Annotated in this window: 21 protein-coding genes and 1 pseudogene; 12 read left to right on the top strand and 10 right to left on the bottom strand. The window is 57.7% G+C overall.

Features of this window, described 5'->3' with window-relative positions; all coding sequences use genetic code 11:
- Positions 1-249 precede the first annotated feature (249 nt).
- Together ychH and ACMWKK_RS05035 are read left to right on the top strand one after the other, a co-directional pair.
- Positions 250-525: a stress-induced protein YchH gene (gene ychH, locus ACMWKK_RS05040; RefSeq protein ID WP_032656663.1), complete on the top strand. Its 276-nt coding sequence runs from the start codon at positions 250-252 to the stop codon at positions 523-525.
- A gap of 120 nt (positions 526-645) precedes the next feature.
- Positions 646-1,704 carry a MerR family transcriptional regulator gene (locus ACMWKK_RS05035; RefSeq protein ID WP_112780891.1) on the top strand — a complete coding sequence of 353 codons (1,059 nt, stop codon included), beginning with the start codon at positions 646-648 and terminating at the stop codon, positions 1,702-1,704.
- Here the strand turns inward: ACMWKK_RS05035 and dauA are convergent.
- The 4 genes from dauA to lolB form a co-directional block, all read right to left on the bottom strand.
- Entirely contained in the window at positions 1,690-3,369 is a 1,680-nt protein-coding gene (gene dauA, locus ACMWKK_RS05030) for a C4-dicarboxylic acid transporter DauA (protein ID WP_112780892.1), read from the bottom strand. The genes ACMWKK_RS05035 and dauA overlap by 15 nt on opposite strands.
- A gap of 124 nt (positions 3,370-3,493) precedes the next feature.
- Positions 3,494-4,441: a ribose-phosphate diphosphokinase gene (gene prs, locus ACMWKK_RS05025; protein ID WP_003856663.1), complete on the bottom strand. Its 948-nt coding sequence runs from the start codon at positions 4,439-4,441 to the stop codon at positions 3,494-3,496.
- A 125-nt stretch (positions 4,442-4,566) separates the two neighbouring features.
- A complete protein-coding gene (gene ispE, locus ACMWKK_RS05020) occupies positions 4,567-5,436 on the bottom strand; it encodes a 4-(cytidine 5'-diphospho)-2-C-methyl-D-erythritol kinase (protein ID WP_112780893.1) in 870 nt (289 codons plus the stop codon).
- Complete coding sequence (lolB, locus tag ACMWKK_RS05015) at positions 5,433-6,044, bottom strand: lipoprotein insertase outer membrane protein LolB (protein WP_112780894.1); 612 nt, start codon at positions 6,042-6,044, stop codon at positions 5,433-5,435. Before lolB ends, ispE begins: the two co-directional genes overlap by 4 nt.
- Before the next feature lie 326 nt (positions 6,045-6,370).
- On the opposite strand from lolB, the gene hemA reads away from it, so the two are divergent.
- The 6 genes and pseudogenes from hemA (at position 6,371) to kdsA (ending at position 11,415) form a co-directional block, all read left to right on the top strand.
- Entirely contained in the window at positions 6,371-7,627 is a 1,257-nt protein-coding gene (gene hemA, locus ACMWKK_RS05010; protein WP_112780895.1) for a glutamyl-tRNA reductase, read from the top strand.
- Positions 7,628-7,668: 41 nt separating this feature from the next.
- Positions 7,669-8,751: a peptide chain release factor 1 gene (gene prfA / locus ACMWKK_RS05005; RefSeq protein ID WP_045329440.1), complete on the top strand. Its 1,083-nt coding sequence runs from the start codon at positions 7,669-7,671 to the stop codon at positions 8,749-8,751.
- Positions 8,751-9,581, top strand: coding sequence for a peptide chain release factor N(5)-glutamine methyltransferase (prmC, locus tag ACMWKK_RS05000; RefSeq protein ID WP_112780896.1), 831 nt, complete (start codon positions 8,751-8,753; stop codon positions 9,579-9,581). Before prfA ends, prmC begins: the two co-directional genes overlap by 1 nt.
- Positions 9,581-9,673 (top strand): annotated as a pseudogene (locus tag ACMWKK_RS04995) (siroheme synthase); the annotation flags it as partial. The gene prmC and the pseudogene ACMWKK_RS04995, both read left to right, overlap by 1 nt.
- A 41-nt stretch (positions 9,674-9,714) precedes the next feature.
- A complete protein-coding gene (gene sirB1, locus ACMWKK_RS04990; protein WP_032641067.1) occupies positions 9,715-10,524 on the top strand; it encodes an invasion regulator SirB1 in 810 nt (269 codons plus the stop codon).
- 36 nt (positions 10,525-10,560) lie between these two features.
- Positions 10,561-11,415 (top strand): 3-deoxy-8-phosphooctulonate synthase, encoded by an 855-nt coding sequence (gene kdsA / locus ACMWKK_RS04985; protein ID WP_045329436.1) that lies wholly within the window; start codon positions 10,561-10,563, stop codon positions 11,413-11,415.
- A gap of 115 nt (positions 11,416-11,530) precedes the next feature.
- Here the strand turns inward: kdsA and chaA are convergent, their stop codons facing one another.
- Positions 11,531-12,631, bottom strand: a complete 1,101-nt coding sequence (gene chaA, locus ACMWKK_RS04980) for a sodium-potassium/proton antiporter ChaA (RefSeq protein WP_112780897.1) — start codon at positions 12,629-12,631, stop codon at positions 11,531-11,533.
- A gap of 269 nt (positions 12,632-12,900) precedes the next feature.
- Between chaA and chaB the strand changes: the two genes are divergently transcribed.
- Positions 12,901-13,131: a putative cation transport regulator ChaB gene (gene chaB / locus ACMWKK_RS04975; RefSeq protein WP_045329465.1), complete on the top strand. Its 231-nt coding sequence runs from the start codon at positions 12,901-12,903 to the stop codon at positions 13,129-13,131.
- A 177-nt stretch (positions 13,132-13,308) separates the two neighbouring features.
- Positions 13,309-14,004 (top strand): gamma-glutamylcyclotransferase, encoded by a 696-nt coding sequence (locus ACMWKK_RS04970; protein WP_045329433.1) that lies wholly within the window; start codon positions 13,309-13,311, stop codon positions 14,002-14,004.
- A gap of 29 nt (positions 14,005-14,033) precedes the next feature.
- On the opposite strand, the gene ACMWKK_RS04965 is transcribed toward ACMWKK_RS04970, so the two are convergent.
- The 3 genes from ACMWKK_RS04965 to ACMWKK_RS04955 all read right to left on the bottom strand — a co-directional run bounded on the left by ACMWKK_RS04965 (position 14,034) and on the right by ACMWKK_RS04955 (position 16,729).
- Positions 14,034-14,273, bottom strand: a complete 240-nt coding sequence (locus ACMWKK_RS04965) for a DUF1883 domain-containing protein (protein ID WP_045329432.1) — start codon at positions 14,271-14,273, stop codon at positions 14,034-14,036.
- A 211-nt stretch (positions 14,274-14,484) separates the two neighbouring features.
- The gene (locus ACMWKK_RS04960) at positions 14,485-16,269 is read right to left on the bottom strand and encodes a methyl-accepting chemotaxis protein (RefSeq protein ID WP_112780898.1); all 1,785 of its coding nucleotides are present in this window, start codon (positions 16,267-16,269) and stop codon (positions 14,485-14,487) included.
- A gap of 106 nt (positions 16,270-16,375) precedes the next feature.
- Positions 16,376-16,729, bottom strand: coding sequence for a DsrE/DsrF/TusD sulfur relay family protein (locus ACMWKK_RS04955; RefSeq protein WP_112780899.1), 354 nt, complete (start codon positions 16,727-16,729; stop codon positions 16,376-16,378).
- Positions 16,730-16,906: 177 nt separating this feature from the next.
- On the opposite strand from ACMWKK_RS04955, the gene ACMWKK_RS04950 reads away from it, so the two are divergent.
- On the top strand, positions 16,907-18,313 hold the full coding sequence (locus ACMWKK_RS04950; protein ID WP_112780900.1) for a YchO/YchP family invasin: 1,407 nt from the start codon (positions 16,907-16,909) through the stop codon (positions 18,311-18,313).
- 3 nt (positions 18,314-18,316) lie between these two features.
- Here the strand turns inward: ACMWKK_RS04950 and narL are convergent, their stop codons facing one another.
- Both narL and narX read right to left on the bottom strand, forming a co-directional pair.
- Positions 18,317-18,967, bottom strand: a complete 651-nt coding sequence (narL, locus tag ACMWKK_RS04945; protein WP_112780901.1) for a two-component system response regulator NarL — start codon at positions 18,965-18,967, stop codon at positions 18,317-18,319.
- On the bottom strand, positions 18,960-20,756 hold the full coding sequence (gene narX / locus ACMWKK_RS04940) for a nitrate/nitrite two-component system sensor histidine kinase NarX (protein WP_112780902.1): 1,797 nt from the start codon (positions 20,754-20,756) through the stop codon (positions 18,960-18,962). Before narX ends, narL begins: the two co-directional genes overlap by 8 nt.
- Before the next feature lie 309 nt (positions 20,757-21,065).
- Between narX and ACMWKK_RS04935 the strand changes: the two genes are divergently transcribed.
- Positions 21,066-22,463: a NarK family nitrate/nitrite MFS transporter gene (locus tag ACMWKK_RS04935; RefSeq protein ID WP_045329425.1), complete on the top strand. Its 1,398-nt coding sequence runs from the start codon at positions 21,066-21,068 to the stop codon at positions 22,461-22,463.
- Positions 22,464-22,715 lie beyond the last annotated feature (252 nt).

Genomic DNA, 22,715 nt, shown 5'->3' with positions numbered 1-22,715 from the left:
TCTGGCGCGTAGTTTACTGCCTGGCGCGCCGCTTGACAAAATTCTGCGATCTTCTCAGCGAAATACGAATAATTACTGATTTGAACAATTAGAATTTCAAGCTGTTCAATGTCTTATTTGTAAACTTTTGTTTGGGCGTTATCTGTAATTGTGATCATTCACGCAACTCATAAAAGGGGCGTTGTCTATACTTTACACACAAGGATTAGGGGCTTTTCCCCTGACAACCCAAAGTTCCGGAGGTGACACATGAAACGCAAAAACGCTTCGTTACTCGGTAACGTGCTGATGGGGTTAGGGCTGTTCGTGATGGTAGCCGGCGTGGGTTACTCCATTTTAAACCAGCTGCCGCAGCTTGACCTCCCGCAATACTTTGCGCACGGGGCAATATTGAGCATCTTCGTTGGTGCGGTACTGTGGCTGGCGGGGGCGCGCGTGAGCGGCCATGAGGAAGTGTGTGATAAATACTGGTGGGTGCGCCACTACGACAAACGCTGTCGCCGCGACCAGCATAAGCACAGCTAGTGCACTCTAAGAATACCGAAACGACTTCATCTGAAGTCGTTTTTTTTTTGCATCAAGGGTTGACCCTCACGTAACGTAAGGCTCCAGAGTCGGGCCACTGGCAAAGAAAAAGGAGCTGTTATGTTGATTCAGGTGGGGGAGCTGGCCAAACGAGCCGGGATCACCGTGCGAACCTTGCATCACTATGAGCAAACAGGGTTGCTGCTGCCTTCTGCCAGAAGCGCGGCAGGTTACCGGCTCTACAATCTGGCGGATGTCCAGCGTCTGCACATGATCCAGGCGCTGGCAAAAGCGGGGCTGGAACTTGCTGAAATCAGGGATTTCCTGGAACAGGCGTCGCTGTCGTTAACAGAGCTACTCGATGCGCAAATCACGCTGCTGGATAAACAGCTGCGCAGCATACATACGCTGCGCGACCGGCTGGTGGATCTGCGTAACGGGCTTCTCGACGATGCGGCTCCAGATCTGGAATCCTGGCTACAGACGCTGGAGTTAATGAATATGTACGATCGCTGGTTTAGCAAAGAAGAGTTACAGCAGCTGCCCTTTGCGGTGCAGAAGGATGCGCTGGCGGCCATCTGGTCAGGGCTGGTTGCGGAGGCAAACACGCTGTTGAAACAGCACATACCTGTTACGGACCCGCGGGCGATGGACCTGGCGACGCGCTGGATGGAACGCCTGGAACAGGACACGGCAGGCAAGCCGGAGTTTCTCACCCGGCTGAACGAGATGCACAGCCTTGAACCGCAGATGCAGGCGCAGACCGGCATTACGCCGGAGATGACGGATTACATTACGCGCGCGTTTGCGGAATCGAAGCTCAGCATATGGGAGAAGTACCTTAACCCCGAAGAGATGGCCTTTACCCGGGCACATTACTTTGACCGCATGATGGAGTGGCCGCCGCTGGTGGAGAAACTGCATCAGGCGCAGCGGGAGAATAGCGACCCCGTTTCAGAGGACGCGCAAATGCTGGCTGAAAACTGGCTGGCGTTATTCCAGTCGTACGCGGGGACGAACCCGGAGACGCAGCAAAAGTTTCGTACTGCCATGCAGCAGGAGCCGAATCTGATGAAGGGAACGTGGATGACGCCTGCCGTGCTTGCATGGCTCCAGCAGGCGATCGGAGTGATGATGCAGAGACGTTTCTCTGCATCAGGTGACTCACAGGTCCGCTAGCGCGGCTTCGCGGTTAGGGTAGAAGGAGAGACGGCCAGGGACAGGCTGAACGCCCGCGCGCGCCATGGTGCGCAGGGGCTGGAACTCCAGGTTACTCACCCGCAGCTCACAGCCTTCCGGCAGACGTGCGACAAAGCGCTGGAAGGCATCCAGCCCACCGGCATCCAGCACCGGTACGGCATCCCACTTCAGCACCACAACCCGTTTGCCCGCGATGCGGGACTCCAGATCGCTAAACAGGCCTTCCGCCGCCGCGAAGAACAGCGGGCCAATCACGCGCAGCACCAGCACATCATCAGGCACCTCAACGTTGACCGGGGAGAGGCGGGTCATTTGCGCAATGCGGCGCATAAACAGCAGGGAAGCCAGCACGATCCCGACGCTGATGGCGATAACCATATCGAACAGCACGGTCAGCGACATGCAGATCAGCATCACGATGATGTCGTCTTTCGGCGCGCGACGCAGCAGGTTCACCACCTTGTGCGCCTCGCTCATGTTCCAGGCCACCATCAACAGCAGGGCGGCCATGGCGGAGAGCGGTAGCCAGGAGAGCAGCGGGGCGAGGATCAGCAGAGCGAGGATCACCAGCACGGAGTGGATAACCGCCGAAACGGGCGAGGTTGCCCCCGCGCGCACGTTTGCCGCAGAGCGGGCGATGGCTGCCGTGGCGGTAATACCGCCGAAGAACGGTGCGACGAGGTTGCCTAATCCCTGACCGACCAGCTCGCTGTTGGCTTTGTGCTTGGTGCCGGTCATGCCGTCAAGCACGACGGCGCAGAGCAGGGACTCAATTGCCCCCAGCATCGCCATCGAGAACGCGGCGGGAAGTAACGCACGCAGGGAATCCCAGCTCAGGGTGAAGCTGGAGCCGGGCATGTCCCACGGCAGCACCAGCTGCGGCAACAGCTGCGGAATACCGCTACCCTGTGAACCGTCCGCCAGCACATAGTGGAACTGCGAGCCGATGGTCGCGACATGACCGCCGAACATATTGACGATAGCCATTACCGCGCAGCCCAGCAGCAGCGCGGGCAGATGGCCCGGCAGACGGATCCCCAGACGAGGCCAGACGATCAGCGTGCCCAGGGTGACAACCCCAATCGCCGCATCGCCCAGATTGGCGGTAGGCAGCGCCATAAACAGCGCGCCGACCTTTTGTAGATAATGTTCCGGGACGTGCGCCATATGCAGGCCGAGGAAATCTTTTATTTGCATCGTCCCAATGGTGATGCCGATCCCGGAGGTGAATCCCAGCGTCACGGAAAGGGGGATGTACTCGATCAGCCGCCCAAAGCGGGCCAGGCCAAACAGAATCAAAAAGACGCCGGACATCAGGGTGGCAACAAGCAGGCCTGCCAGACCAAACTGCTGGGAAACCGGGTAGAGGATCACCACGAAGGCGGCGGTGGGGCCGGAGACGCTGAAGCGCGAGCCGCCGGTCAGGGCAATGACGATCCCGGCAACGGCCGAGGTGTACAGGCCGTACTGCGGCGCTACGCCGCTGCCAATCGCCAGCGCCATCGCCAGAGGGATGGCAATAATGCCGACGGTGATCCCGGCAATCAGGTCACGCACGAAGCGTGACGAAGTGTACTTCTCTTTCCAGCAGGCGTCGATGAGGGCGCGAAAGGGCAGAACATGTGAGGAGGTTACGTTTTTCACAATTATCTATCATCCGTATGCGCATCATCTGTCATGTGAATGGCAGGTGAAGGAGGCATTGATCATACAAATAAATCTCAGAGACAAAAAAACCCGCCGCAGCGGGTTTTTTGGCCGTGCTCGATCAGTGTTCGAACATTGCAGAGATGGATTCTTCGTTGCTGATACGACGAATCGCTTCGGCCAGCATCCCGGACAGGGTCAACGTACGCACGTTTGGCAGTGCTTTGATCTCGTCGCTCAGAGGGATGGTATCGCAAACCACCACTTCGTCAATGACGGAGTTGCGCAGGTTGTTTACCGCGTTACCGGAGAAGATCGGGTGGGTTGCGTAAGCGAATACGCGCTTGGCACCACGCTCTTTCAGCGCTTCAGCCGCTTTACACAGCGTACCGCCGGTATCGATCATGTCGTCAACCAGCACGCAGTCGCGGCCAGCAACGTCACCGATGATGTGCATCACCTGAGAAACGTTAGCGCGCGGGCGACGCTTGTCGATGATCGCCATGTCGGTATCGTTCAGCAGCTTGGCGATAGCACGAGCACGTACCACGCCGCCGATGTCAGGAGAAACCACGATTGGGTTGTCCAGGTTCAGCTGCAGCATGTCTTCCAGCAGGATTGGGCTGCCGAACACGTTATCAACCGGGACGTCGAAGAAGCCCTGGATCTGCTCTGCGTGCAGGTCAACGGTCAGTACGCGGTCAACGCCGACGCTGGACAGGAAGTCAGCGACTACTTTCGCGGTAATTGGCACACGCGCGGAACGGACGCGACGGTCCTGGCGGGCATAGCCGAAGTAAGGGATTACAGCAGTGATACGGCCTGCGGAAGCGCGACGCAGGGCGTCGACCATAACAACCAGTTCCATCAGGTTGTCGTTCGTTGGAGCACAGGTGGACTGGATGATGAAAATATCACCACCGCGTACATTTTCGTTGATTTGTACGCTGACTTCGCCGTCGCTAAAGCGACCTACGGCGGCGTCGCCGAGGGAAGTGTACAGGCGGTTGGCAATACGTTGTGCTAGTTCCGGGGTGGCGTTACCAGCAAAAAGCTTCATATCAGGCACGAGAAGAACCTCAGGCATGCGTCCAGTGGTGGATAGCGTTCGCCGAAAACTGTGCGGGCCAGGCGAAGGCTATCCAGGCGGTGTATTAAAGAGCGCGATGCAACGTCTGGAACAGGGTGACGTTGTCACCGAAACTCAGTCTGCGCCAGAATGGCCTGCTGTAGGGGGGAGGTGTTCATCCCGCGCGCTACAAAACCATGCAGCCAGTCCGGCGCTTGCTCAAGCACCTGACGAGCGGCGGATTCGGTGTCAAATTCAGCAAAGACACAGGCCCCTGTACCGGTCAGGCGCGACGGCGCGTATTCTAACAGCCAGGAAAGCACCGCATCAACCTCGCGAAAACGTTTTCTTGCGATATCCTCGCAATCGTTGCTGAATTCACAATTTAATAACGTTTTTATTGACCGAACCGGGGTATTCCTTTTCAGGTCAGGATCTTTGAAGATGACCGGGGTCGGAATGCTCACGCCAGGGTGGGCAACCAGATACCACTTCTCCGGCGGTTCCGCCGGGGTGAGGATCTCTCCCACGCCTTCAGCAAAGGCCGCATGACCGCGAACAAACACCGGGACGTCCGCGCCCAGCGTCAGGCCTATAGCGGCCAGTTCGTCCTGCGACAGCCCGCAGCCCCAAAGATGGTTCAGCGCGACCAGCACCGTGGCGGCGTTAGATGAGCCGCCGCCGAGACCACCGCCCATCGGCAGACGTTTCTCGATGCGGATGTCCGCACCGCTTCCCGCAGGCAGACGACCTGATTGCGCTGCGGCTTTCATCAGCAGACGCGCGGCGCGCACGATCAGGTTGTCCTCATGCGCCACGCCGTTGACCGGCGTGAGCAGGCAAATCTGTCCGTCATGACGCAGCTCAATGGCGATCGTGTCGCCATAGTCAATAAACTGAAACAGCGTCTGCAGGGTGTGATAACCGTCAGCCCGCTGGCCGGTGATGTATAAAAACAGATTCAGCTTTGCCGGAGAGGGCCAGTGGGTCATCATTTAACGATCCAGTTATCCATTTTCAGCTTGATGCGCTGGCTGCCCTGGGTCAGCTCCATATTCGATGGCAGCGACGGTTTACTCTTGCTGTCATAGTCGCTGTACACCACTTTCCAGGTTTTGCCGTTCTGGGTGTAGTTCACCTGGCTCAGACGGTATTGATCGTCCAGGGTGTAGTCGGTGGCGTCACCCGGCAGGCCGAGGATCCACTGGCGCAGGCTGTTGAGCGGGATAGGCATCCCGGTCAGCTTGCCAATCATCTCTTCTGCATCGGTCGCGGTGTAGTGTTGGCCTTTGTTATCGGTGATCTGCGCTTCACCCGGCTTTGCGATAAGCTCCAGCTCGGTGCTGCCCAGCGGGTTCAGCAGCAGCAGGCGATAGTTGTCCTGGCCCGTCTGCTGCCAGAAGAAGCGCGCATAAACCTTTTGTTCATCAGAAAGATAGGCGAAGGCGCCGCGCGTCTGGTACTGCTTCAAATTACGCACGTCCTGCTGGTGCTGACGCCACTGCGGGGAATCAGGGCTTTTGCCCGGGCCTTTTGGCTGGGTGACGGTACACGCGGTCAGAACCAGTGCTGCCAGCGGCAGCAGGCGAATCAGTCGGGTCATAATGAGGACAAATCCTTGAGATACGTTGCAGTTATAGCTGTTAATGCTAGCGTCGAAGGGGGCTACCGTCTACGTTCAAATTATCTCAAAGCGTTGTATCTACCCTAAATAATTCAAGCTGCATGAAGGCGGCAAGAGAGTGAATCCCCATGAGCATAGATAACTATGTGATTGGGGTGAACGAGCGCAGCCAACGCGCATGCAGCTTGAAGTATGACGGGTATAAGCTATTACTCCGAAAGGGGGCAGTCCCTTTTATTGATCTCGCGCATCCTGTATGATGCGTTCTGCTAACCTTATTAACGCTGGTACTACTCCCGCTCAACATGACCCTATTAGCACTCGGCATCAACCACAAAACGGCCCCGGTTTCGCTGCGAGAACGCGTAACGTTTTCGCCTGATACGCTTGACCTGGCGCTGGACAGCCTGCTTGCCCAGCCGATGGTGCAGGGGGGCGTGGTGCTTTCGACGTGCAACCGTACCGAACTCTATTTAAGCGTAGAAGAGCAGGACAACCTGCATGAAGCGCTGATCCGCTGGCTATGCGACTACCACAATCTCAACGAAGACGAGCTGCGCAACAGCCTGTACTGGCATCAGGACAACGATGCCGTCAGCCATCTGATGCGCGTCGCCAGCGGCCTGGATTCGCTGGTGCTGGGCGAGCCGCAGATTCTGGGCCAGGTGAAAAAAGCGTTTGCGGATTCGCAAAAAGGGCATCTTAAAGCCAGCGAGCTGGAGCGCATGTTCCAGAAATCCTTCTCCGTGGCGAAGCGTGTGCGAACCGAAACCGACATTGGTGCCAGTGCGGTTTCCGTTGCCTTCGCGGCCTGCACCCTTGCACGCCAAATCTTTGAATCCCTCTCCACCGTCACCGTGATGCTGGTGGGCGCGGGCGAAACCATCGAACTTGTGGCGCGCCACCTGCGCGAGCATAAGGTGAAAAAGATGATTATCGCTAACCGCACCCGCGAACGCGCGCAGGCGCTGGCGGATGAAGTGGGTGCAGAGGTGGTTGCCCTGAGCGACATCGATGAACGCCTGAAAGAGGCGGACATTATTATCAGCTCTACCGCCAGCCCGCTGCCGCTCATCGGCAAAGGGATGGTGGAGCGCGCGCTGAAGTCCCGCCGTAATCAGCCGATGCTGCTGGTGGATATCGCCGTTCCGCGCGACGTTGAGCCGGAAGTGGGCAAGCTGCCTAACGCCTACCTCTACAGCGTGGATGACCTGCAAAGCATCATTTCGCACAATCTCGCCCAACGTAAAGCGGCGGCGGTGCAGGCGGAAACTATCGTTGAGCAGGAAACCAGCGAGTTTATGGCCTGGCTGCGCGCGCAAAGCGTCAGCGAGACCATCCGCGAATACCGCGGGCAGGCAGAGCAGGTGCGTGATGACCTGACTACCAAAGCGTTAGCGGCCCTTGAACAGGGCGGCGACGCACAGGCAATTATGCAGGATCTGGCGTGGAAGCTGACCAACCGCCTGATCCATGCACCAACCAAATCTCTTCAGCAGGCTGCCCGTGACGGGGATGATGAACGCCTGACTATTCTGCGCAACAGCCTCGGGCTGGAATAGCGCCCTATACCCATTTTCTAAGACAAGGTGCACTTACGCCTATGAAGCCTTCTATCGTCGCTAAACTGGAAGCTCTGCACGAGCGCCATGAAGAAGTCCAGGCGCTGCTCGGGGATGCCGGGACCATTGCGGACCAGGAACGTTTTCGCGCACTCTCGCGTGAATACGCGCAGTTAAGTGATGTTTCTAAATGCTTTACCGACTGGCGACAGGTTCAGGAAGATATCGAAACCGCGCAGATGATGCTCGACGATCCGGAAATGCGCGAGATGGCGCAGGAAGAGCTGCAGGATGCGAAAGCGCGTTCCGAAGAGATGGAGCAACAGCTTCAGGTGCTGCTGCTGCCGAAGGATCCGGACGACGAACGTAACGCGTTTGTGGAAGTCCGCGCCGGGACCGGCGGTGACGAAGCGGCGCTGTTTGCCGGGGACCTGTTCCGCATGTACAGCCGCTACGCCGAATCGCGTCGCTGGCGCGTGGAGATCATGAGCGCCAACGAAGGCGAACACGGTGGCTACAAAGAGGTTATCGCCAAGATCAGCGGCGACGGTGCGTACGGCCGTCTCAAGTTTGAATCCGGCGGCCACCGCGTGCAGCGCGTGCCGGCCACCGAATCTCAGGGCCGTATCCACACCTCCGCCTGTACGGTGGCGGTGATGCCGGAGCTGCCGGAAGCGGAACTGCCGGACATCAACCCGGCGGACCTGCGCATCGACACCTTCCGCTCCTCCGGGGCGGGCGGGCAGCACGTTAACACCACCGACTCCGCCATTCGTATTACCCACCTGCCAACCGGCATTGTGGTGGAGTGTCAGGACGAGCGCTCACAGCATAAAAACAAAGCCAAAGCGTTGTCCGTGCTGGGCGCGCGTATCCACGCGGCCGAAATGGCGAAACGCCAGCAGGCGGAAGCGTCGACGCGTCGTAACCTGCTGGGAAGCGGCGATCGCAGCGACCGTAACCGCACCTACAACTTCCCGCAGGGCCGCGTGACCGACCACCGCATCAACCTGACGCTGTACCGTCTGGACGAGGTGATGGAAGGGAAGCTGGATATGCTGATTGAGCCTATCGTGCAGGAATACCAGGCCGACCAGCTGGCGGCACTGTCCGAGCAGGAATAATGGATTTTCAGCGCTGGTTACGTGAGGCGGCCGGTGAGCTTTCAGAAAGCGAAAGCCCGAAACGCGACGCCGAAATTTTGCTTGAGCACGTCACGGGTAAAGCCCGCACCTACCTGCTGGCATTTGGTGAAACGCTGCTGACTGCCGCGCAGGAAGCGCAGCTCGCGGCGCTGCTTGCCCGGCGTAAAAACGGCGAGCCGGTGGCCCACCTTGTCGGTGAGCGCGAGTTCTGGTCGCTGCCGCTGTACGTCTCGGCGGCAACGCTGATCCCGCGTCCAGATACCGAGTGTCTGGTCGAGCAGGCGCTGGCGCGTTTACCCGCCTCAGCCTGCCGTATTCTCGATCTCGGTACGGGCACCGGGGCGATCGCGCTGGCCCTCGCCACCGAGCGGCCCGACTGCGCGGTGACGGCGGTAGATGTGATGCCCGACGCGGTGGCGCTGGCGCAGCGTAACGTGGGGCGACTGGGCGTAACTAACGTAACCGTGCTGCAGAGCAGCTGGTTTAAGGCGCTGGAGAAGCAGACCTTCGGGATGATTGTCAGCAACCCGCCCTATATCGACGAACACGACCCGCACCTTGCGCAGGGCGATGTTCGCTTCGAGCCCTTGACGGCGCTGGTGGCTGCCAACAGCGGTTTAGCCGATCTTGATCACATTGTGACAACGTCACGGCAACATTTACTTCCCGACGGCTGGCTGGTCGTGGAACATGGCTGGACGCAGGGCGAAGCCGTACGCGCGCTGTTTACGCAAGCGGGTTATCGCGCGGTTGAAACCTGCCGCGACTACGGCGGGAATGAACGGCTGACGCTGGGCCAGTGGGCGTGAAGCAAGGCTATCTGCCATTTACTGATAAAGGCGTAAGGCTGACTGAAAGGCGGTTTGGCGTTATCATCTACATTGTTTTGAGTTTTATCGCGCCCGAGGGTAGCTGTACGCTCGGGCGTTACTGGGGTAAGTCATGAAGTCCTTAGCCGATTTCGAATTTAATAAAGTGCCGCTTTGCGATGGCATGATCCTGATTTCTGAGATGATTCGTGACGATTTCACGTCGCAGTTTGTCTACGATGAGCTGGAGAATCTGGTCAGCCTGGCGCGTGAAGAGATCAATCAGGCGCGCCCGCAGGACTGGCAACTAGAGAAGCTGCTTGAACTTTTCTACGGCGAATGGGGTTTCTGCGACACGCGGGGCGTATATCGCCTGTCTGACGCATTATGGCTGGACCAGGTCTTAAAAAATCGTCAGGGCAGCGCCGTTGCGCTGGGCTCTATTTTGCTGTGGGTCGCGCACCGCCTCGATATTCCGCTGGTGCCGGTCATTTTTCCGACGCAGATGATCCTGCGTGCGGAGTGGCTGGACGGCGAGATGTGGCTCATTAACCCCTTCAACGGCGACACGCTGGATGAACACACGCTGGACGTGTGGCTGAAAGGCAATATCAGCCCGGTGGCCGAGCTCTTCAACGAAGATCTCGACGAGGCGGATAACGCCGAAGTGATCCGCAAGCTGCTGGATACGCTGAAGTCCGCGTTAATGGAAGAGCGTCAGATGGAGCTGGCCCTGCGCGCCAGCGAAGTGCTGCTGCAGTTTAATCCGGAAGACCCGTACGAAATTCGCGACCGCGGGCTGATCTATGCCCAGCTCGACTGCGAGCACGTGGCGCTGAACGATCTGAGTTATTTCGTCGAGCAGTGTCCGGAAGATCCTATTAGCGAAATGATCCGTGCACAGATCAACGCGATCTCGCACAAGCAAATTACACTGCATTAATCTAAATTCCGATTCACACCTGAATAAGGCGATCCTATGAAACAAAAAGTGGTTAGCATTGGTGATATCAAGGTAGCAAACGACCTGCCGTTCGTGCTGTTTGGCGGCATGAACGTGCTGGAATCCCGCGACCTCGCCATGCGTATCTGCGAACACTACGTGACCGTGACCCAAAAGCTGGGCATCCCGTACGTGTTTAAGGCCTCTTTTGACAAAGCCAACCGCTCCTCCATCAACTCTTACCGTGGCCCGGGCCTGGAAGAGGGAATGAAAATTTTCCAGGAGCTGAAGCAGACCTTTGGCGTGAAAGTGATCACCGACGTGCATGAGTCCTGGCAGGCGCAGCCTGTGGCGGACGTGGTCGACGTGATTCAGCTTCCGGCATTCCTGGCCCGTCAGACGGACCTGGTGGAAGCGATGGCAAAAACCGGCGCGGTCATCAACGTGAAAAAACCGCAGTTCGTGAGCCCTGGCCAGATGGGTAACATCGTCGATAAGTTTATCGAAGGCGGTAACGACAAGGTGATCCTGTGTGACCGTGGCGCAAACTTCGGCTACGACAACCTGGTGGTCGACATGCTGGGCTTCAGCGTCATGAAGAACGTCTCTAACCAGTCTCCGGTGATCTTCGACGTGACCCATGCGCTGCAGTGCCGTGACCCGTTCGGCGCCGCGTCCGGTGGCCGTCGTGCTCAGGTAACCGAGCTGGCGCGCGCCGGTATGGCGACCGGTCTGGCTGGCCTGTTCATTGAAGCGCACCCGGATCCGGATAACGCAAAATGTGACGGCCCGTCCGCGCTGCCGCTGGATAAGCTGGAGCCGTTCCTGAAACAGATCAAAGCGATTGACGATCTGGTGAAGAGCTTCGACGAGCTGGATACCAGCAAATAATAAAAAAACCCGCTTCGGCGGGTTTTTTTATAGAACATATTGCCGGGTGGCGCTGCGCTTACCCGGCCTACAAAACCCGTAGGCCCTGCAAGCGAAGCGCCGCTGGGCAAAAAGACTACGCAAAAATCGTCATCAGATACGCAATAAACAACGCCATGTGCGCCGCGCCGTTCAGCACGTTGGTGCGCCCGGTTGAAAACGAAATCTGGCACAGCAGCAGCGAGGCGACCATCACAATCATCTCCGGCGCGCCCAGCGCAAACTGCAGGTCGTTACCGGTCATAAAGGCAATCAGCGTCACTACCGGTACGGTGAGTGAAATCGTCGCCAGCACGGAGCCGAAGAACAGGTTCATTGCGCGCTGCACCTGATTGTTCAACACTGCCTTCAGCGCCCCGAGACCTTCCGGAGAAAGGATCAGCAGCGCCACGAGGAAGCCGGTAAACGCCACCGGAGCGTTCAGCTCGGTTAAGAGCGTCTCCAGCGGGTTGGCGTTCATCTTGGTGACCGCGATAACCGCAATCAGATGCACGATCAGCCAAACCGTATGCCACGCGCTGCTGTGGGCCGACGGCTTGCCGTGATGCGGGTCATCGTCGTCGCTGTCGTCTTCATGCTCATACACAAACAGGCTCTGGTGCGTTTTGGTCTGAATCAGCAGGAACACGCCGTACATGGCGGCAGAAATCAGTGCGACCAGCAGGGCCTGACCGGTAGAAAAATTCGCGCCCGGCAGCGCCATCGGGAAGACCAGAACGATAATCGCCAGCGGGAAGAGGGCGATCAGATACTGTTTAATGCCAAACAGGTTCATGTACTGGGTCGCAAATTTGCGTCCGCCCAGCAGCAGAGAGAAGCCCACCAGGCCGCCCGTAACAATCATAATGATCGAGTAGAGCGTATCGCGCATCAGCGTCGGCGCGGCATCCCCGGTCGCCATGAGCGCGGAAATCAGGCTGACTTCGAGAATAACAACGGAAAGGCTAAGAATTAACGATCCGTACGGCTCGCCCAGACGATGGGCTAATACGTCCGCATGGCGAACGACGCTAAAGGCGCTGGTTAAAATACCGACCAGGGCAAGAATATTGATACCAACCACCACTGGCAGTGACTGACTGCTTCCCCAGAAGAGCAGTACAGCCAGTGCCAGAACCGGGAAAATGAGTGACGTCTCCTTGTGGCGGGTCTTGACCGCCTCGTGTGTTGCTGTCATGTGCTTCTCCATCAATGCAGGTGCTTGTAATTATAGATAGATTTTGAGGACAATAAATTAACAGAAATCTGTCAAATACCCTTTATTTTTTACTTAATTTTACCCTTTGTGATTTTTTTCTTCTTTGAAGTCTATAATGCCACTTCTTTAATAAATACATATTAAATAACAAGGTATTATAACTTTAGTTTAGTCATTTATTATTACCGGGTGGCGCCATGGCATATCGTCGTCCACACTTATCGTTTTACGCAAAAGAGAGGTTAATGATGCCCTATAAAGCGAAACGCGAATTACCCGATAACGTACAAAACGTGCTGCCCGCTCACGCGCAGGATATCTACAAAGAAGCGTTTAACAGCGCCTGGGAGCAGTACAAAGATAAAGAAGATCGTCGGGATGATGCCAGCCGCGAAGAGACGGCCCACAAAGTCGCCTGGGCCGCCGTAAAGCATGACTATGAGAAAGGGGACGATGATAAATGGCACAAAAAGAAATAGTCGTAAAATAATTCGCTGCCTTCATTTTGACTTTTCAGGCGGTTGAACTTCCGTTGTATTGCAACGGGTCCGCTAATTGCTTATCGTTATTCAACTGCTGGCAAAATGACCAGCATAGAAGGCCGGGAAGGCGAATTTTAGATGTCGCAAGGAAGCATGCAGTGGCGGAGGTGTAAAGTGTTAACGCGTGATTTCTTAATGAAGGCAGATTGTAAGACGGCATTTGGTGCTATTGAGGAATCGCTTCTCTGGTCAGCTGAACAACGTGCGGCGTCGCTCGCTGCCACGCTTGCCTGCCGCCCGGATGATGGCCCGGTATGGATTTTTGGCTACGGCTCCCTGATGTGGAACCCGGCTCTGGAATTTGTCGAATCGGCAACGGGCACGCTGCCCGGCTGGCATCGCGCATTTTGCCTGCGCCTGACGGCCGGACGCGGCAGCGCGTGCCAGCCGGGGCGCATGCTGGCCCTGAAAGAGGGGGGACGCACCACGGGCGTGGCGTATCGTCTTCCGGATGCCACGCTGGAAGAGGAGCTCACGCTGCTCTGGAAGCGTGAAATGATCACCGGCTGCTATATGCCGAGCTGGTGTAAGCTGGAGCTGGACGACGGACGCACCGTCAATGCGCTGGTATTTATTATGGATCCGCGCCATCCGCTCTATGAAGCGGACACCCGCACGCAGGTGATTGCCCCGCTCATTGCCGCCGCCAGCGGCCCGCTGGGCACTAACGCGCAGTATCTATTCTCACTCGATCAGGAGCTGACCCGCCTCGGCATGAAGGACGACTGTCTGAACGAGCTGGTGGTGAAGGTGAGGACGCTGCTGGAAGGGAACCCGCTCAACGGCACGCTGCGAACAGGCTTTGCCTGATAATACGCCCGGTTCGCCGGGCGCGTCATTTATGCGGCTACGTAGCTGACGGAATGCTCCAGCGACTGGCTGTGGCTGTCGATCAGCACATCCCACGTGCCGGTATACGGCACGGTAAGCCAGGCCTTATCATCCTGCACGGTCAGAATATCCGCCTGGGATTGTTGCTGTGCTTTCGCACTCATCAGATGAATACGACAGCGTTCTGAGCAACGCACCACGACCGTATCCCCGCCAAACAGCTTCAAACTTGTTTTTACCAGTGCCATTTTTTACCCCGTAGTTTTAAACAACGCTCTCCCTGCAGCTATATCCGAGCGTGATGTTGTTCACAATTCACTCATGGCATAACACCAAAGGGGGAGCGCCGGGATGCTGATTTTGATCAAAAAATGGCATAACGATTAAACAAAAATGACAAAATTCCTCAAAATTTCCGCTGGCGCACGTTTTACCCGCTAAACGCGCGCCGGAAGAAAATTATATGCGGAAATGGCCGGCGGTTTCAGCAAGGTCGCCCGCCTGGCTCTGCAGGGCACCCGCGGCGGCGGCGGATTGCACCACCAGCTCGGCGTTCTGCTGGACCATCCTGTCGAGATGGGTCACCGCGTGGTTGATTTCATGGATGCCTTTCATCTGCTCGCTGGTGGCGATGGAGATTTCACGCATGATGCCGGAGACGCTGCCGATGCTGGAGCGGATCTCGTCCATGCTTTCCCCCGCCAGATGCACGTAGCGTGAGCCTGTTGCCACGCTGTCGGTGGTGGAATCAATCAGCGATTTGATCTCCTTCGCTGCCTGGGCGCTGCGGCTCGCCAGGTTACGCACTTCGCCTGCGACGACGGCAAATCCGCGTCCCTGTTCACCGGCACGCGCAGCTTCGACAGAGGCGTTCAGCGCCAGAATATTGGTCTGGAACGCAATGCCGTCAATCACGCTGGTGATATCGCCAATTTTTGCCGACGCAACTTCAATGGACTGCATGGTGCTGATGGCCTGAGAGACCACCTCGCCGCCGCGCGCCGCGGCCGCGGAGGCTTTGCTCGCCTGATCGTTCGCTTCTGCCGCCGATTCATTCGACTGGGTCACGGAGGCGGTAATCTGCTCCACGGCGCTGGCCGTCTCGCGCAGGCTGGATGCCGCCTGCTCGGTGCGCCCGGAGAGATCCTGGTTACCCGCCGCAATCTCCTGCGCAGCGTTTTTTACCGATTCACTGGCGTCGCGGAGCTGCACCATCACCACCGACAGCTTATCGCTAAAGGCGTTAAAGGCCTGCGCAATCTGCGCCACCTCGTCTTCGCCGGTGTCCGGCAGGCGCTGCGACAGGTCGTTAGTGCCGTTGGCAATGCTGTGCATCGCGTCGCGAATGTCAGACAGGCGTTTCAGCAGGCGGGCAATCAGGAAGTGCACAATGGCCGCGCTCAGCAGCGCCAGGATCACCAGCGAAATCCCCGATGCCTTAAGCAGGGAACGCATGCCGGAGGTGGCGTCACCGTTGTCGAGCGCAACGACTAACAGCCAGCTTGTGCCCGGCACGGCGGTCGCCACGAAGGTTTTTTCAGCGTCGTTGAGCGTTCCGTCGATCGGCTTACCGCTTTTCAGCGCAGCAAAATCAACGCCTTTGATGGTCTCCGCAAAGGGTTTGAGCGTGAGGGCCGGATCGTTGGCCGCAATCACGCTGCCGTCGCTGTTGAGCAGCAGGCCGCTGCTGGCCGGGGTAGGATGGATCCCGCGCACGTTTTCCACCACGCTGTCCATGGCCACATCGCCCGCCACGACCGCTTTCAGGCTGCCATTTTCTTTCACGGGTACGGCAAAGGTCACCACCAGTTTACCGGTCCCCGCGTCAACGTAGGGCGCGGTGACAACCGGACCGTCCGTGCTGACCACCTGCTGATACCACGGGCGAATGGTCGGGTCATAATCCGCCGGGACGCCCGCCGGTTCAGAGAATTTCGCGGTTTTGCTGGCGTAACCAACATAGACGTTAGTAAATCCACCCGCCTGCGCAAGCTGCTTAAACACCGGAACCGAATCGTCGCTCAGCGCAACGGTCTGCGCGGAGGCGATTACCGTCATCTTGCTTTTAACCCAGTCGGCAATCGCCATGTTATGGCTGGCGCTGGTGCTGGTCAGGATATCGCGCTGGGACTGCTGGTTATCCTGACGGGTGACCTGGAAGTTAATAACGGTATTAAGAAGAAGGGCGACGACCAGACAGCCTGCCGTCGTCGCGATGATGCGTGCACGAATCGATCTGAACATAAGTGAAATACCTGCTGTGTTGTTTCCATGCCTATCGGCAACCCCGCAGGTAAACTTGATGCTGAAACCGCGTCCATAAGAAAATAATATTTTTACGGGTTTATTATTAAAAAGTTAATACTTTATCGGCGGACAGCGTCCATTCGGCCAGCTCAACCAGCGTACCAATCTCAACGCCATCAATCAGCGGCAGCCCGGTAATGCCGCGCCCGTCGGTGCAGGTCTTGCACAGCTTCACCGGGACGTTTTGCGCGGTGAGGATCTCCAGCATCTGCTGAATGTTATAGCCCTCGGCCGGTTTTTGGCCCTTGAGCCCGGCGGTGACCGCGTCCGACATTAAAAACAGTTTTAACGCCAGGTCACCCTCTTTTTCGCGCAGCGCAATCGCCAGGCGAAGGCTGTTAAAAAGGGATTCGCTGCCGTAGGCCGCACCGTTGGCGACGATCACAATCTTTTGCATGTTGACTCCAGTTCATATAAAGGCACGAATAATATAGGGTTTACCGAGTTTACGCTGCCTGCTGCTGTCAATAAACTTCAGGATATTCCTGAAATGTTCCGTAAGGCTGCAATTCTTTCCTGATGGCGTTAAGGTAAGAGGGTCTACTACTAAACTCAGGCGCTAATCCCGACGTTGATGGCCGTATCGTCCCGCATTCGTTCTCTGCTATTACTCTCCCTCCTGTCGGCCGGAGCCGTTCACGGTGCGCCGCATTCCTTTATCCAGCAGGCGCAGAATCCCTTTGATAATGACGGGGATAATCTGCCGGATCTCGGTTTGGCCGCGCCAACCGGCGAGGGGGAAAAGCATCTGGCCGAAATGGCGAAAGCCTTCGGCGAAGCCAGCATGACCGACAATGGCCTGACGACCGGCGAGCAGGCGCGTCAGTTTGCCTTTGGTCAGGTACGCGACGCGGTGAGCGGCGAAGTGAACCAGCAGATTGAGTCCTGGCTGTCACCCTGGGGAAACGCCAGCGTGAACTTACTGGTGGATAACGACGGCAAATTTAACGGCAGCAGCGGAAGCTGGTTTATCCCGTGGAACGATAATAACCGCTACCTGAGCTGGAGCCAGCTTGGTCTGACCCAGCAGACGGATGGCCTGGTGAGTAACGCCGGAATAGGTCAGCGCTGGGTCGCCGGGAAGTGGCTGCTGGGCTACAACACCTTTTACGATAACCTGCTTGATGAAAACCTGCAGCGTGCCGGGCTGGGGGCGGAAGCGTGGGGGGAAAATCTGCGCCTGTCAGCGAACTATTACCAGCCCTTTGCCGGCTGGCGCGAGCGCTCCGACGTCCGGGAGCAGCGCATGGCGCGCGGATATGATGTTACTGCTAAGGCCTGGCTGCCGTGGTTCCATCACCTGAATACCAGCGTCAGCTTCGAGCAATACTTTGGCGATAACGTCGATCTGTTCAACAGCGGCACCGGCTATCACAATCCCGTTGCGGTGAATCTGGGGCTTAACTATACCCCGGTTCCGCTGGTTACCCTGACCGCCGCGCACAAGCAGGGCGAAAGCGGCGAGAGCCAGAATAACCTCGGTCTGAAGCTCAACTATCGCTTTGGCGTGCCGCTGGCTAAGCAGCTTTCCGCCGATGAGGTCGCCGCCGCGCGCTCCCTGCGCGGAAGCCGCTACGACTCGCCGGAGCGCAATAGCCTGCCTGTGATGGAGTTTCGCCAGCGTAAAACCCTGTCGGTCTGGCTGGCTACGCCGCCGTGGGACCTGAAAGGGGGCGAGACCGTTATGCTGAAGCTCCAGGTTCGCAGCACGCACGGCATTCGTCAAATCCACTGGCAGGGGGATACGCAGGCATTGAGCCTGACGTCACCGGCGAAAAGCAACAGCAGCGACGGCTGGAGCGTGATTATGCCTGCCTGGGATGAACGGGAAGGGGCGACAAACCGCTGGCACCTGTCGGCGGTGGTGGAAGATGAGAAAGGCCAGCGCGTCTCGTCCAATGAGATCGCGCTTGCGGTGGCGCAGCCGCTGGTCGCCCTGCCGGACAACGACCCGCGCTGGAAGCTGCTGCCGGATGAGTAACGCTTAGAATATGCGTTCCTGATGCACCCACACGGCGGCCTCAACGCGGGATTTCAGCTTCATTTTCTTCAGCATATGCTTCACGTGCACTTTCACCGTGCTTTCGGTGATGTCCAGGCGGCGGGCGATCATTTTGTTCGGCAGCCCTTGGGCAATCAGTTTGAGGATATCGCGCTCGCGCGGCGTGAGCTGGCTGACGTCACGGTCAGAGGTGGCGCGGTTGGCCCGCAGGCTGGCGGCCAGCACCGGCGTTAAGGCTTCGCTGAGCACCATCTCGCCCGCTGCCGCCTGCTGCAGCGCCTTAAGCAGGTCTTCCGGCTCCATGTCCTTCAGCAAATCGCCATCCGCCCCGCGCTTCAGCGCCGTGACCACGTCCTCTTCATGGTTCGACACGCTAAAGACGACGATGCGTCCGGAAAGCGATTTTTCCCGCAGCTTGTCGAGCGTTTCCAGACCGTTCATGCCCGGCATATTCAGATCGAGCAGGATCAGATCGGGATCGAGAGATTCGGCAAGCTCAATGCCCTGTTCGCCGTTGCTGGCTTCGCCCACCACGGTGATATCGGGTGCCATGCTGACCAGCTGTTTCACGCCAGTGCGCAGCATCGGATGGTCGTCGATCAACAGGATGGATGCCGGTTCCTGATTAGTCATGGGTTTCTCCTTGAGCAGTTGTAAGCGGTTTTTCGGGAATAAAGGTGACGACAACTTCCGTGCCGCCCGTCTCTCTCCGGCGAACCTGGCAATCACCGCGCAAGCTTTGGGCGCGGTCTCGCATGATAATTAAACCATAGTGGTTAGTGCGTTCGGCATTTTCCGGCACGCCGCGGCCGTTGTCGTGAACCGTGAGCTTCACCTGATTGTCGTGCTGGCTGACGGTGACCGTGACCGCCGTCGCGTCAGCGTGTTTGAGCACGTTGCTCAACGCTTCGCGGGCGATCTGCAGTAAATGGATGGCCTGATGGGAAGGGACAAACCGCGGCGGCAGCTGGTAATCCAGCTTCACCGGGAACCCCAGCCGGGCGCTAAATTCGTGGCAGCTGGCTTCCAGCGCCGGGCGCAGGCCAGGCTCGGTCAGCTGCAAGCGGAAGGTGGTCAGCAGCTCGCGCAGCTGCACCCAGGAGGTGTTCAGCTCGTTGCGGATCTGGCTGAGCAGCTGCTTATTGCTTTCCGGCATCTGCGCATCCTGCATCTGCAGGCAGCTCACCTGCATTTTCATACAGGAGAGCGACTGGGCGATGGAGTCGTGCAGCTCGCGGGCAATGGTGGCGCGCTCTTCCATGACGATCAGCTGCTGCTGTTTCTCCTGATGCCTGTCGAGCGCCAGCGTGGCCGTCAGCTGTTCAACCAGCGTATCCACCAGCTGCTGCTGGTCGTGGCTCAGGTGACGCCCCGCGGGCAGGGTCGCCAGCAAAATACCGTACTGGGTGTGGCTGTCGGTCAGGCGCCACTTAAGGGTGGTGCCGCCGGAGGTCAGCGGCGGCAGGCTGCGAGGGCAAAGATGGCAGCCTTTGTCATCACAGGACATATCGGACTGGCAGGTAAATTCCTGATGGTTATCTTCGTCCTCCACATCGTAAACCCGCAGCTCCAGGTCGCGAAGCAGGGTCAGATTTTGCAGGCCGTTCAGCACCGGCGAGAGGCGTTCACATAGCGGCACCTGCATGTGCAGCCGACGGTTGGCCTGCCACAGGAAGGAGAGGATCTCGTTTTTCTGTTCCAGCCCGGCCGTTTTTTCCTGAACGCGCTGTTCCAGCACCGCGTAGCTCTCGGAGAGCTCAGCCGACATGGTGTTGAGCGCCTGGCCGAGCATCGCCATCTCGTTGCGCCCGCTGATGTGCGTGCGCTGGGTAAAATCGCGGGCGGTGACCGCACGCGCCATGGCCAGCAGTTGTTTCCAGGGGTTCAGCAGCCGCGCGCGAAGCCAGAGGATGGTGAAGATCAGCAGCAGCCCCATAAACAGCGCCATGCCGCGGTGCACCATCACCACCCGGTCAATGCGTAGTTCGGTCGTCTGGTCGAAAGAGGAGACGAGAGCATCAATGCGAGAGACGAACCCCGCCACGTCCTGCGCAACGGTTGCCGTACCTCGGGCCTGTTTCAGGCCGGGCTCAAGCTGGGTGTGCCAGTAGCCCTGAAGGGCTTTAAGCTGAGGTTGCTGGCCGGCGCGAATGGCGGCATTCTCCAGTTCGGGGCTGAAGACCGTGCGCTCCATTTCAGCAATCAGGGGCTGTTCCTCCTGCGTCAGGGGAACCGACGCCAGCAGGCGATAGCTCTGCATGCGAAGGGAGCCTGCCTCGTTGATGGCATGCGCATTACCCTGTACGCCCTGTACCAGCCAGCCGGAGATCGCCATGCCGGTTACGCCGATGGCGGTGGACAGCAAGACGATCAGCGCGAGCTGATTCACGAGCGTCAGCGGAGAAAAACATCTTTTTAACATAGAGGTGGCGTGCTCCTGACGTGGCCTGCCTGCAGGAATGGCGCTATTCTGGTGCATACCCTGGAGTATACCCATACCTATAAATGATTACTCCCAAATTGCCAGCGGAGTATGCGTTAAAGGGTAGGGAGAGCAGGGACGCGTCAGCGCCGTGAAAAACCACGTCTTTTTTACCGAAATAACCTACTCACTAAGGATAAGGCCTTATTTTGCGCCGCAAATCCTCGCACTTTTCCTTTGATTTATATCAACTTACCGCCGCCCTAAAACCCTAATGTTTGCAGCATCATTCGAGTATCAGAGGTGTCTATGAGTCACTCATCCGCTCCCGAAAGGGAAAATGGTGCCGTTATTACAGACTGGCGTCCAGAGGATCCGGCGTTCTGGCAACAGCGCGGCCATCGTGTAGCCAGCCGGAATCTGTGGATTTCCGTGCCGTGTTTGTTATTAGCGTTTTGCGTATGGATGTTGTTTAGTGCAGTGGCGGTCAATCTGCCAAAAGTTGGGTTTAGCTTCACAACCGATCAGCTGTTTATGCTGACCGCGCTGCCGTCGCTGTCAGGCGCGCTGCTGCGCGTACCTTACGCGTTTATGGTGCCGGTGTTTGGCGGTCGTCGCTGGACGGCGTTCAGTACGGGCATCATGATCGTCCCCTGCGTGTGGCTCGGCTTTGCGGTGCAGGATACGTCCACGCCGTTTAGCGTGTTCGTGATTATCTCCCTGCTGTGCGGTTTCGCGGGGGCGAACTTCGCCTCCAGCATGGCAAACATCAGCTTCTTCTTCCCGAAAGCGAAGCAGGGCGGCGCGCTGGGCATTAACGGCGGTCTGGGGAATATGGGCGTGAGCGTGATGCAGCTGATTGCGCCGCTGGCGATCTCGGTTTCTATTTTTGCGGCCTTTGGCGGCGGTGGCGTTGAGCAGGCGGATGGTTCTTCCCTCTATCTGCAGAACGCCGCCTGGATCTGGGTTCCTTTCCTGGTGGTCTTCACCCTCGCAGCCTGGTTCTTTATGAATGACCTGTCCGCGTCGAAGGCGTCGCTGAGCGAACAGCTGCCGGTGCTGAAGCGTGGACACCTCTGGGTGATGGCGCTGCTGTATCTGGCCACCTTCGGTTCGTTTATCGGCTTCTCGGCGGGCTTCGCGATGCTGTCGAAAACGCAGTTCCCGGACGTGCAGATCCTGCAGTTCGCCTTCTTCGGGCCATTTATCGGCGCTCTTGCCCGCTCGCTGGGCGGCATGGTGTCTGACCGACTGGGCGGTACCCGCGTGACGCTGGTTAACTTCGTCGTGATGGCGGTCTTCTGCGCGCTGCTGTTCCTCACGCTGCCGGCCGACGGGCAGGGCGGGAACTTCATCGCCTTCTTCGGCGTATTTATGGTGCTGTTCCTGACGGCAGGGCTGGGAAGTGCCTCTACCTTCCAGATGATCTCCGTGATCTTCCGTAAGCTGACCATGGATCGCGTCAAGGCGCAGGGTGGAAGCGAAGAGCAGGCGATGCGCGAAGCGGCGACCGACACCGCCGCGGCGCTCGGCTTTATCTCTGCTATCGGCGCAATCGGCGGCTTCTTTATCCCGAAAGCGTTCGGTATCTCTCTGGACCTGACCGGCTCTCCGGCGGGCGCAATGAAAGTTTTCCTCGTCTTCTATATCGCCTGCGTTGTGATTACGTGGCTGGTATATGGCCGTAATACCAAGAAAAATAAGTAAGTGTGATTATCCGTTTGCGCGGCCTTCGGGCCGCGTTTTTTTTAGCCTGAATAATAGTTACAACATACTTAACGCTTTTATGGCAAATGCCTGCGGCGACACCGCGATGGCCCTCGCTTTGCAGGGGGGTCTACCCCTTAATACCTGAGATGTTAAATTTTGACTTGCTTTTTGTACGATAAAATAAAAATAACGATATATTTCATAGTGATATGATTTTCTGAGAGATACCGCTTTGGTGGTATTTAGCCT

Origin of the sequence: Enterobacter sp. 01-M-03-SI-ECC (assembly GCF_047530215.1) — a bacterium.
Lineage (GTDB): Bacteria > Pseudomonadota > Gammaproteobacteria > Enterobacterales > Enterobacteriaceae > Enterobacter > Enterobacter chengduensis.
Note: the sequence above shows the minus strand (reverse complement) of the source record. Positions and strands in the feature narration are given on the sequence as shown.

Excerpts from the sequence above, each read along its gene's own strand:
- ACMWKK_RS05035 (WP_112780891.1), top strand. The coding sequence starts at position 646 with ATGTTGATTCAGGTGGGGGAGCTGGCCAAACGAGCCGGGATCACCGTG.
- lolB (WP_112780894.1), bottom strand. The coding sequence starts at position 6,044 with ATGACCCGACTGATTCGCCTGCTGCCGCTGGCAGCACTGGTTCTGACC.
- ACMWKK_RS04950 (WP_112780900.1), top strand. The coding sequence starts at position 16,907 with ATGGCCGTATCGTCCCGCATTCGTTCTCTGCTATTACTCTCCCTCCTG.
- hemA (WP_112780895.1), top strand. The coding sequence starts at position 6,371 with ATGACCCTATTAGCACTCGGCATCAACCACAAAACGGCCCCGGTTTCG.
- ACMWKK_RS04965 (WP_045329432.1), bottom strand. The coding sequence starts at position 14,273 with ATGGCACTGGTAAAAACAAGTTTGAAGCTGTTTGGCGGGGATACGGTC.
- chaA (WP_112780897.1), bottom strand. The coding sequence starts at position 12,631 with ATGACAGCAACACACGAGGCGGTCAAGACCCGCCACAAGGAGACGTCA.
- ychH (WP_032656663.1), top strand. The coding sequence starts at position 250 with ATGAAACGCAAAAACGCTTCGTTACTCGGTAACGTGCTGATGGGGTTA.
- narX (WP_112780902.1), bottom strand. The coding sequence starts at position 20,756 with ATGTTAAAAAGATGTTTTTCTCCGCTGACGCTCGTGAATCAGCTCGCG.
- chaB (WP_045329465.1), top strand. The coding sequence starts at position 12,901 with ATGCCCTATAAAGCGAAACGCGAATTACCCGATAACGTACAAAACGTG.
- sirB1 (WP_032641067.1), top strand. The coding sequence starts at position 9,715 with ATGAAGTCCTTAGCCGATTTCGAATTTAATAAAGTGCCGCTTTGCGAT.
- prfA (WP_045329440.1), top strand. The coding sequence starts at position 7,669 with ATGAAGCCTTCTATCGTCGCTAAACTGGAAGCTCTGCACGAGCGCCAT.
- ACMWKK_RS04955 (WP_112780899.1), bottom strand. The coding sequence starts at position 16,729 with ATGCAAAAGATTGTGATCGTCGCCAACGGTGCGGCCTACGGCAGCGAA.
- ispE (WP_112780893.1), bottom strand. The coding sequence starts at position 5,436 with ATGATGACCCACTGGCCCTCTCCGGCAAAGCTGAATCTGTTTTTATAC.
- narL (WP_112780901.1), bottom strand. The coding sequence starts at position 18,967 with ATGACTAATCAGGAACCGGCATCCATCCTGTTGATCGACGACCATCCG.
- ACMWKK_RS04960 (WP_112780898.1), bottom strand. The coding sequence starts at position 16,269 with ATGTTCAGATCGATTCGTGCACGCATCATCGCGACGACGGCAGGCTGT.
- ACMWKK_RS04935 (WP_045329425.1), top strand. The coding sequence starts at position 21,066 with ATGAGTCACTCATCCGCTCCCGAAAGGGAAAATGGTGCCGTTATTACA.
- kdsA (WP_045329436.1), top strand. The coding sequence starts at position 10,561 with ATGAAACAAAAAGTGGTTAGCATTGGTGATATCAAGGTAGCAAACGAC.
- prmC (WP_112780896.1), top strand. The coding sequence starts at position 8,751 with ATGGATTTTCAGCGCTGGTTACGTGAGGCGGCCGGTGAGCTTTCAGAA.